The following is a 9102-nucleotide window of genomic DNA, read 5'->3' on the forward strand; positions in this document are numbered from 1 at the left end:
GATGACGACCGTGCACGAGGGGCAGGGCGATCTGGTCCTGGGGGCGCTGGGCGCGCTGGGCACCCGCGTCGACTGCTCGGGGCTCAACCGCCTCGACCTGGCGGGGCCGCAGGTGCTGTGGCTGGTGGCGTCCGGTGCGGTGGACCTGTTCGCGGTCGACGCCGGGGAGCAGGGCCACTGGCACCACCTGGGGCGCCTGGAGGCGGGCTCGGCGCTGCTCGGGCCGGTCGCCGGACCGCAGCACACCCTGGTGGCGCGTCCGCTGCGGGACTGCGTGGTGCACCGCATCGGGCTGCGCGAGCTGTACCAGCCGGCGAGCACCCAGACCTGGTCGTACGACGCGTACGGCAACCCCCAGTACGTACCGCCGACCACGAGCCCGCTGGAGTACGCCCTGGCCCTGGGCGTGGGCCGGGGCCTGACCGTCCTCTTCCAGGCGCCGCTGGCCACCGAGCGGGCCGACGCGCCCACGGACGACGACGTGTTCTGGATGCAGGTCCCGCCGGGCAGCGTGCAGTACGGGGCGGTGTACGGCGAGGAGGCGGCCGCCGACCTGCTGATGGACCCGGCGCTGTGGCAGAGCCTGGTCGACCAGCAGTACCGGCTGCTGACCACGCTGGACCGCTGGATCGAGCAGCTGGAGCGCACCCACGAGACCCGCACGGCGGCCGGGATCAAGGCCGGTGAGGCGGTCCGCGCGCAGGCCGACCGGACGCTGCTGGCCTCCATCGGCAGGCGCTCGGCGCGGCGCGCCACGGCCGCCGACGCGGACGCCACGTACGCGGCCTGCGAGCTGGTCGCCCGCGCCGCCGGGATTCCGCTGGCCCCACCGGGCCCGGGCGGCACCGAGAGCGACCGGCTCGACCCGGTGGAGCGCATCGCGCTCGCCTCGCGGGTGCGCACCAGGTCGGTGCGGCTGGAGGACCGCTGGTGGCGGGAGGACGTGGGGCCGCTGGTCGGGCACCGCACCCTGTCGGGGGCGCCGGTGGCGCTGCTGTGGCGGCGCGGGGGCTATGTGGCCGTGCATCCGGCGACCGGTCGTGAGACACCGGTGGAGCGGGCGAACGCCGGTGAGTTCGAGCCGCGCGCGGTGATGTTCTACCGGCCGCTGCCGGAGCGCCGGCTCGGCCCGCTGCGGCTGCTGCGGTTCTGCCTGGCGGGCACCCGCCGGGACCTGACCGGCCTGCTGCTCGCCGGTCTCGTGACGGTGGCGCTCGGCGCGCTGGTGCCGATCGCGACGGGCAAGGTGCTCGGCGAGTTCGTGCCGAAGGCGCAGACCGGGCTGATCGTGCAGGTGTGTCTCGCGGTGATGCTGAGCGGTGTCGTGGCGGCGGCCTTCATGCTGCTGCAGAACCTCACCATCCTGCGCCTGGAGGGCCGGATCGAGGCGACGCTCCAGCCCGCGGTCTGGGACCGGCTGCTGCGGCTGCCGACGAGGTTCTTCACCGAGCGCTCCACCGGCGAGCTGGCGAGCGCGGCCATGGGCATCAGCGCGATCCGCAGGCTGCTCGCGGGGGTCGGTCCGACGGTCGCCCAGTCGGTGACCGTCGGGGCGATGAACCTGGGTCTGCTGCTCTGGTACAGCGTGCCGATGGCGCTGGCGGCGATCGGCATGCTGGTGGTCGTCGCCGGGGTCTTCCTGGGGCTCGGGCTGTGGCAGGTGCGCTGGCAGCGGCGGCTGGTCAAGCTCACCAACAAGCTGAACAACCAGGCCTTCCAGACCCTGCGCGGGCTGCCCAAGCTGCGGGTGGCCGCGGCCGAGAACTACGCCTACGCGGCCTGGGCGGAGCGGTTCGCGCACAGCCGGGAGCTGCAGCGGCGGGCGGGGCGGATCAAGAACCTGAACGCGGTGCTCGGCGCGGTGTACCTGCCGCTGTGCACGCTGCTGATGTTCATGCTGCTCGCCGGTCCGGCGCGGGGTTCGATGTCGGCCGCCGACTTCCTCACCTTCAACGCCTCGGTGACGATGCTGCTGACCTCGGTCACCCAGCTGACCGGCGCGTTCGTGTCGGGGGTGGCGGCGCTGCCGCTGTTCGAGGAGATCCGGCCGGTGCTGGACGCGACGCCCGAGGTGCGGACGGCGAGCACCCGGCCGGGGCCGCTGTCGGGGGCGATCGAGGCGCGCCGGCTGTCCTTCCGGTACACCGACGACGGTCCGCTGGTCCTGGACGACGTGTCCTTCGACGTACGCCCGGGCGAGTTCGTCGCGGTCGTCGGGCCCAGCGGCTGCGGCAAGTCGACGCTGCTGCGCCTGCTGATCGGCTTCGACCGGCCGCTGTCGGGCAGCGTCCTGTACGACGGCCAGGACCTGGCCGCCCTCGACCAGTCGGCGGTGCGCAGGCAGTGCGGGGTGGTGCTCCAGCACGCGCAGCCGTTCACCGGCTCGATCCTGGACGTCATCTGCGGCACCGAGCCGTACACGCCCGAGGAGGCGATGGCGGCGGCCGAGCTGGCGGGGCTCGCGGAGGACATCAGGCGGATGCCGATGGGGCTGCACACCATCGTGTCGGGCAGCGGCGCGGTCTCGGGGGGCCAGCGGCAGCGGCTGATGATCGCGCAGGCGCTGATCCGCCGGCCGCGCATCCTCCTCTTCGACGAGGCGACCAGCGCCCTGGACAACGAGACGCAGCGCACGGTGATCGAGTCCACCAAGGCGCTCAACGCCACCCGGGTCGTGATCGCGCACCGCCTGTCCACGGTGCTGGACGCCGACCGCGTGATCGTGATGGAGGACGGCAGGGTCGCCCAGCAGGGCCCGCCGGCCGCGCTGCTCGCCGACACGGGCGGCCGGCTGCACGAGCTGGTGCGGCGGCAGCTGGCCTGAGCGGCGCTCAAATGGGTACCTGTTGCCCTCATGCGGATCAGCGTGGTGGATGTGGGGTCGAACACGGTCCGGCTCATGGTGGCGGACGCCGAGGGCGGGGTCCCGCTGCCGGTGCACACCGCCAAGTGGCGGCTGCGGCTGTCCGAGCAGGTCAAGCCCGGTGGCCCGGTCCCCGAAGAGGCCGTGGAGCGGCTCGTCGAGGCGGTCGCCGACGCCGGCCGGACCGCGGACCGCTGGGGCGCGTCGGGTCCGCTGGCCTTCGCGACCGCCGTGGTGCGCGCCGCGCCGAACCGGCGTGAGGTGCTGCGCACCGTCCACGCCCGCACCGGCGTGCCGCTGTGCACCCTGCCGGGCGAGGTGGAGGCGGAGCTGACCTTCCTGGGGGCCCGGCGCTGGATGGGCTGGCGGGCCGGGCCGCTCGCCCTGCTGGACATCGGCGGCGGCTCGCTGGAGATCGCGTTCGGACGCGGCCGGCTGCCGGGCTTCGTGGCCTCGCTGCCGCTGGGCGCGGCCCGGCTGACCCATGAGTTCCTGGCGGGCGGCCAGGACCCGGCGTCGCGGGATCAGCTCAAGGCCCTGCGCCGCAAGGTCCGCCACCAGCTGCGGGACGCCGCCGCGCGGATCCGCTGGGAGGGGCCGCGGACCGCCGTGGCCACCTCGCGGACCTTCCAGCAGCTCGGCCGGCTGTGCGGCGCCCCGCCGGGGCGGCACGGGCCGTTCACGGAGCGGCGGATGCTCTGTTCGGACCTGGGGGACGCGGTGGGCCGGCTGGCCGCGCTGTCCGCCGCCGAGCGGGCCCGGCTGCCCGGCATCTCGGCGCCGCGCGCGGCCCAGAGCCTGGCCGGCGCCGTGGTGGGCCACACCGCGATGAAACTGACCGGTCTCGACTCGGTGACGCTCTGTCCCTGGGCGATCCGCGAGGGCGTCCTGCTGCGCCACATCGAGGACGGCCCGTCCTGGTGGTCGGAGGTGGTCCGCCGCAGCGACGAGGCCGCTCCCCCGGCGCCGGTGCCCCTGCGCCTGGCGTCGACGTCGAACTGACCGACGGCGAGCACGAACCGTACGAGGAGAAGGAGGACCCCGTGTCCCAGGACGGCGAGCACGACCACAAGCAGCCGGAGACCGCCATCGAGGAGGTGCTGCGGGAGATCGAGGAGGCCAGGCCCCGCGACGCGGAGTCCGACGAGGGCGAGCACCGGGGCGAGGCGGGGGACGCCACCTCGCCGAACACCGGGGCCCAGAAGGACGTCGAGGGCGAGTGACCGACCGCTCCGCGCGGCCGGCGGGTGCCACGGCGGTGTCCGGGTACTCGCGGCGCATGGAGTACGACCGCGAAGGACCACAGCTGCCGGCGGCCCGCGGACCGGTGTCCCGGGCCGTCGGCGCGCACCTGCTCGGCACGGGCCCGCTGCCCTCCCCCGAGGCCGTCGCCGCCGCGCCCGCGTACGGCGACGACCTCCAGCTCGCCCTGTACCAGTGCTACGAACTGCACTACCGGGGCTTCGCGGGGGTGTCCCCCGACCTCGAGTGGGATCCCGGCCTGCTGGAGGTGCGGGCCGCGCTGGAGCGGCGCTTCCTGGCCGCCCTGCGGGCCGACACGCCGGTGCACGACAGCGTCGCGGACGCGGTCGGGGCACTGCTGGTCGAGCCCCTGCACGGTGAGGGCGTGAGCCATTTCCTGCGGGACGAGGGCGAGTTGTGGCAGCTGCGCGAGTACGCGGCCCAGCGCTCCCTGTACCACCTCAAGGAGGCCGACCCGCACGCCTGGGTGCTGCCGCGGCTGTGGGGCCGTTCGAAGGCGGCGATGGCGGCGGTCGAGTTCGACGAGTACGGCGGGGGCCGCGCCGACCGGGTGCACGCCCGGCTGTTCGCCGACCTGATGAGCGATCTGGACCTGGACACGACGTACGGGGCCCATCTCGACGCGGCCTCGGCCGAGTGCCTGGCCACGGTGAACATGATGTCCCTGTTCGGCCTGCACCGGTCGCTGCGCGGCGCGCTGGTGGGGCATTTCGCGGCGGTCGAGATCACCTCCTCGCCCGGTTCCCGGCGGCTGGCCGAGGCGATGCGCCGTACCGGTGCCGGTCCGGCCGCCGAGCACTTCTACGACGAGCACGTCGAGGCCGACGCGGTGCACGAGCAGATCGTGCGGCACGAGGTGATCGACGGCCTGCTGGAGCAGGAACCGGGGCTCGCGGCGGACGTCGTGTTCGGCATCGACGCGACCGGGCACCTCGAAGAGCGCTTCGGCGACCGGCTGCTCGCCGACTGGCGCGCGGGACGCTCGTCCCTGCGGACGCCGCTGCCCGCCCTGCGCCGCGCTCGCGGGGAAAGTAGCCATATTTCGTGACGCCCGGGGTACGTGGGTTCCGTGGATTTCACGGTGCTGCCGGGCGTGTACGCCCCTCAGGAGGACACCGCCCTGCTGGCCGGGGCGCTGTCCGACGAGTCGCTCCCGCCGGGCGCGGCCGTGCTCGACGTGGGAACCGGCACGGGCGCCCTCGCCCTGGCGGCGGCGCTGCGGGGCGCCCGGGTGACCGCGGTGGACGTGTCGTGGCGCGCGGTGTGTGCCGCGCGGCTCAACGCGGCCCGGGCCGGGCTGCGGATCCGCGTCCGGCACGGCAACCTCTTCACGCCCGTGCGCGGTGAGTCGTTCGACCTGGTGCTGGCCAATCCCCCGTATGTTCCCGCGCCCGGCGCGGGCCGCCGCCCGCGGGGTGCCGCCCGGGCCTGGGACGCGGGTCACGACGGCCGTATGGTGCTGGACCGGATCTGCCGGGAGGTGCCCGCGCTGCTGCGCCCGGGCGGTGTGCTGCTGCTCGTGCAGTCGGCGCTCAGCGATCCCGCGCGGACCGAGGCGCTGCTGCGCGAGGCGGGCCTGAAGGCCGCGGTGATCCGGCGGCGGCGGATCGCGTTCGGTCCCGTGCTGCGCGGCCGGGAGCGCTGGCTGCGGCAGCGCGGGCTGCTGTCCCTGGCCGAGCACGAGGAGGAGCTGGTGGTGGTCCGTGCCGAACTCCCCGTCTGACCCCCCGCGCCCGCCCGGCGCCCCGCGCCGGATCAAGGTCCAGCGCCGGGGGCCGCTGCTGGTGGAAGGGCCGGTGGAGGTGGAGCTGGAGGACGGCACGACGGTGTTCTCCGACCGCTTCCGGGTGGCGCTGTGCACCTGTCGGCGCAGCCGGCGCTTTCCCTGGTGCGACACCAGCCACCGCGCCCGGTCGTCCGGCGCCGGCGAGGGGCCGGGCGGGAAGGACTGACCCCGGGCCGTGGCCGGTGGCCCCAGGGTGCGGGAGAGCGGCGGACGGCCCCACTCCGTCCGCCGCTCCCGGTGCGGGCCCGCGGGACCCGTACGGCGGCGCTCGCACTCCCCAGTAGCGAGCCGCCGATCACGCCGTACGGTCCCGGCGGTCCCGGTCCTCAGAACGTGAAGACGCTCGCGCTGCCCGCGTTCTTCACGCACTCGTTGGCGAAGGTGCGTTCGTAGGAGAGGCGCCGGCCCTGCCAGACCCCGTCGAGGGTGACGACCACGGGGGCGTACTCCCGGGTGCACATCACCGAGTCGTCGGCGGCCAGGGCGCTCGGGTCACCGTGCGCGGCGCGCAGTTCGGCGCAGGCCGCGTCGGCCGCGGGGTGGGTGCCGGAGGGCGCCGGGGCGCAGGTCAGGGTGACGGCGCGCAGGGGTGTGGCGGTGGCAGCGCTCTCTCCGTGCCCCACGGTCAGCACCAGGGCCGAGGGGGCGTAGAGCGACGCGGGGGCGGTGGCCGGGGAGGCGAGGGAGGCCCCGGCGAGGGGCCCGCAGACGGCGGTGGCCGTCAGGCCCAGAGTCGCTGCCCAGCGCGCGGTGTTCCGCATTGTGTGCATCCTTCCGCTCGTTTCGAGGGTGGTGCCGCCCGGCCCGGTGGGTGCCGCCGCGGCGAGCGCGAGTCTGCCGAGTCCGGCACCGAAACTCATCTCGACCCCATGGGTTTCGGTAACCTTGCGTATTGAATCAGTAGCGTGAAGTCACAGAATTAGAACGTTCCAAGTCTGGAACTGGGCGTTTCTTGATCGATTATTGAGACCGGAACTGGCCGAATGGCGTGATCCGCACCTTCGCCAATAGGCCTGAAACACCCCTGAAACAGACCCCTCGACCCTGACTCCCGCCCCCGGCATACCGGCGGGTATGGTGCCGGCAGCGCGAGCTCGACGACGAGAGGCGGACACGGAATGCCGAAGCACTGGGCGGACTTCCAGTACGAGATCTACCTGAACGGCATGACGGGTGCGGTGCCTCGGCTGCCCACCGACCTGACCCGGCTGGAGGAGCTGACCGAACAACGCCTCGGCCCCGGCCCCGTCGGGTACGTCGCGGGCAGCGCGGGCGACGGCAGCACCGCCCGCGCCAACCGGGCGGCGCTGGCCAGGCGCCGGATCGTCCCGCGCATGCTGCGCGACGTGCACGAGCGCGACCTGCGGGTCGAGGTGCTGGGCCGTGACCTGCCCGCCCCGCTGGCGCTCGCGCCGGTCGGCGTCCTGTCCATCATGCATCCGGACGCGGAGCCCGCCGCCGCCCGGGCCGCCGCCGCCCAGGGCGTGCCGTACATCCTCTCCTCCGCCTCCAGCACGCCCATGGAGCAGGTCGCCGAGGCGATGGGCGACGCCGAGCGCTGGTTCCAGCTGTACTGGCCCAAGGACCGCGAGGTGGCGCGCAGTTTCCTGGACCGCGCCAAGGCGGCCGGGTACACGGCGCTGTTCGTCACGCTGGACACGCCGCTGCTGTCCTGGCGCCCGCGCGACCTCGACCAGGCGTACCTGCCGTTCCTGCACGGGGTGGGCACCGCCAACTACTTCTCGGACCCGGCCTTCCGGGCGGGTCTGGCCAAGCCCGTGCACGAGGACCCGAACGCGGCGGTGATGCATTTCGTCGGCATGTTCTCCGATCCCGCCAAGTCCTGGCCGGACCTGGCGTTCCTGCGGGAGAACTGGGACGGTCCGATCGTCCTCAAGGGCGTGCTGCACCCGGACGACGCCCGGCTCGCCGCCGACGCCGGGATGGACGGCGTGGTCGTCTCCAACCACGGCGGCCGCCAGGTGGCCGGGTCCGTCGCGGCGGCCGACGCCCTGCCGCGCGTGGTGGAGGCGGTCGGCGACCGGCTCACCGTGCTGTTCGACAGCGGCGTCCGCACCGGCGACGACGTCTTCAAGGCACTCGCGCTCGGTGCGCGGGCGGTACTCCTGGGCCGTCCCTACGTCTACGGGCTGGGCCTCGACGGCCAGGCCGGCGTCGAGCACGTCATCCGCTGCCTGCTGGCCGAGCTGGACCTCACCCTGGCCCTGTCCGGACACGCCTCACCGGCCACGCCGGCCCCCGCCGACCTCGTCGAGGACCCCGGCTGAGGGGACGACGGCGCCGTCCCCTTCGGGGGTGCGGGTCCCGTCAGCCGCCGTCGGACACGTCCACCGCCCGCGCGCCCGGTTCGTCGGTGCGGGCGATCGACAGGGAACCCTCGGCCGTCGGCACCGGGTCGGTGCGCCAGCGCTGGGCCTCGGAGCCGTCGTGCACCTTGACGACGACGTCGGCGTCCGGGGCGGCGTCGGTGGCGGCGAGCGCGAGCAGTTGCTGTCCGCGGGGCACCAACTCCCCCCGATCGGTCAGGTCGTAGCGCACGTCGTCGCCCCGCTCGGTGCCCTCGTCGGCGCAGGTACCGAGGATGACGACACCGGCGTCCGCCCGTGAGTCCAGGCACAGGCCCGGGTCGGCGGCACTGCGCAGCAGCCCGTCGTCCTCGTGGGTCCACTGCTGGGTCCACGCCTCGGAGCACGGTGCCAGCCGGGCACCGGCCCCGGCCTTCGGCTCGCCCCGTACGTCGAGGCAGAGGTCGGCGCCGGCGTTGCGCAGCCGGGTGCGGTCCGCGGCCGTGGGCATCTGGGCCGCGTCGGGCGGTTTCGGGCGGCTCGTCGCGGACGTCTCGCCGTCCTTGTCCACGGCACTGGTGGAGGCGGCCGGGTCGGCACCGCCGCCGTCGTAGGACCACACGCTGACCACCAGCACGATGGCCAGCACCCCGGCGGAGGCGGCGCCGAACTGCCTGAGCACCGACCGTCCGGAACGCGGCCGGCCCGGCACCGCGCGCACCGGCACCGGAATCCGGGCCAGCAGCCCGGGGCGGGCGCCGCGGTGCCGGGCGGCGCCCTTGGCGCGTGCGCCCAGCGTCGCCCGCGCCGGACGGGAGTACCTCGTCCGACCAGGTACTCCACGACGATCTGCTCCTTCGAGCCGAACCGGTCGTACAGCGTCT

9 protein-coding genes are annotated in these 9102 nt (G+C 74.6%); 7 read left to right on the plus strand and 2 right to left on the minus strand.

The window, feature by feature from the left end; genetic code table 11:
- The first annotated feature begins 1 nt into the window (after position 1).
- Genes K7854_RS31665 through K7854_RS31690 form a run of 6 tightly spaced genes read left to right on the plus strand, consistent with a single transcriptional unit; the run spans position 2 to position 6078 of the window.
- Positions 2-2824 carry an NHLP bacteriocin export ABC transporter permease/ATPase subunit gene (locus K7854_RS31665; RefSeq protein WP_226029993.1) on the plus strand — a complete coding sequence of 941 codons (2823 nt, stop codon included), beginning with the start codon at positions 2-4 and terminating at the stop codon, positions 2822-2824.
- A gap of 30 nt (positions 2825-2854) precedes the next feature.
- Positions 2855-3865, plus strand: a complete 1011-nt coding sequence (locus K7854_RS31670; RefSeq protein WP_226029994.1) for a Ppx/GppA family phosphatase — start codon at positions 2855-2857, stop codon at positions 3863-3865.
- Between the two features lie 41 nt (positions 3866-3906).
- Positions 3907-4086, plus strand: a complete 180-nt coding sequence (locus tag K7854_RS31675) for a hypothetical protein (RefSeq protein ID WP_226029995.1) — start codon at positions 3907-3909, stop codon at positions 4084-4086.
- Between the two features lie 56 nt (positions 4087-4142).
- On the plus strand, positions 4143-5174 hold the full coding sequence (locus K7854_RS31680; RefSeq protein ID WP_226030001.1) for an iron-containing redox enzyme family protein: 1032 nt from the start codon (positions 4143-4145) through the stop codon (positions 5172-5174).
- Between the two features lie 12 nt (positions 5175-5186).
- The gene (locus tag K7854_RS31685) at positions 5187-5849 is read left to right on the plus strand and encodes a HemK2/MTQ2 family protein methyltransferase (protein ID WP_226029996.1); all 663 of its coding nucleotides are present in this window, start codon (positions 5187-5189) and stop codon (positions 5847-5849) included.
- Positions 5830-6078, plus strand: coding sequence for a CDGSH iron-sulfur domain-containing protein (locus K7854_RS31690; RefSeq protein WP_226029997.1), 249 nt, complete (start codon positions 5830-5832; stop codon positions 6076-6078). Before K7854_RS31685 ends, K7854_RS31690 begins: the two co-directional genes overlap by 20 nt.
- Positions 6079-6238: 160 nt before the next feature.
- Here the strand turns inward: K7854_RS31690 and K7854_RS31695 are convergent, their stop codons facing one another.
- Positions 6239-6673 (minus strand): protease inhibitor, encoded by a 435-nt coding sequence (locus K7854_RS31695; protein WP_226029998.1) that lies wholly within the window; start codon positions 6671-6673, stop codon positions 6239-6241.
- Between the two features lie 357 nt (positions 6674-7030).
- Between K7854_RS31695 and K7854_RS31700 the strand changes: the two genes are divergently transcribed.
- Positions 7031-8200 carry a lactate 2-monooxygenase gene (locus K7854_RS31700; protein WP_226029999.1) on the plus strand — a complete coding sequence of 390 codons (1170 nt, stop codon included), beginning with the start codon at positions 7031-7033 and terminating at the stop codon, positions 8198-8200.
- 40 nt (positions 8201-8240) lie between these two features.
- Here K7854_RS31700 and K7854_RS31705 read toward each other — a convergent pair.
- The coding region (locus tag K7854_RS31705) for an RICIN domain-containing protein (protein ID WP_226030000.1) at positions 8241-9102 on the minus strand (862 nt) is incomplete at its 5' end.

It is taken from the genome of Streptomyces hyderabadensis, assembly GCF_020404845.1.
Lineage (GTDB): Bacteria > Actinomycetota > Actinomycetes > Streptomycetales > Streptomycetaceae > Streptomyces > Streptomyces hyderabadensis.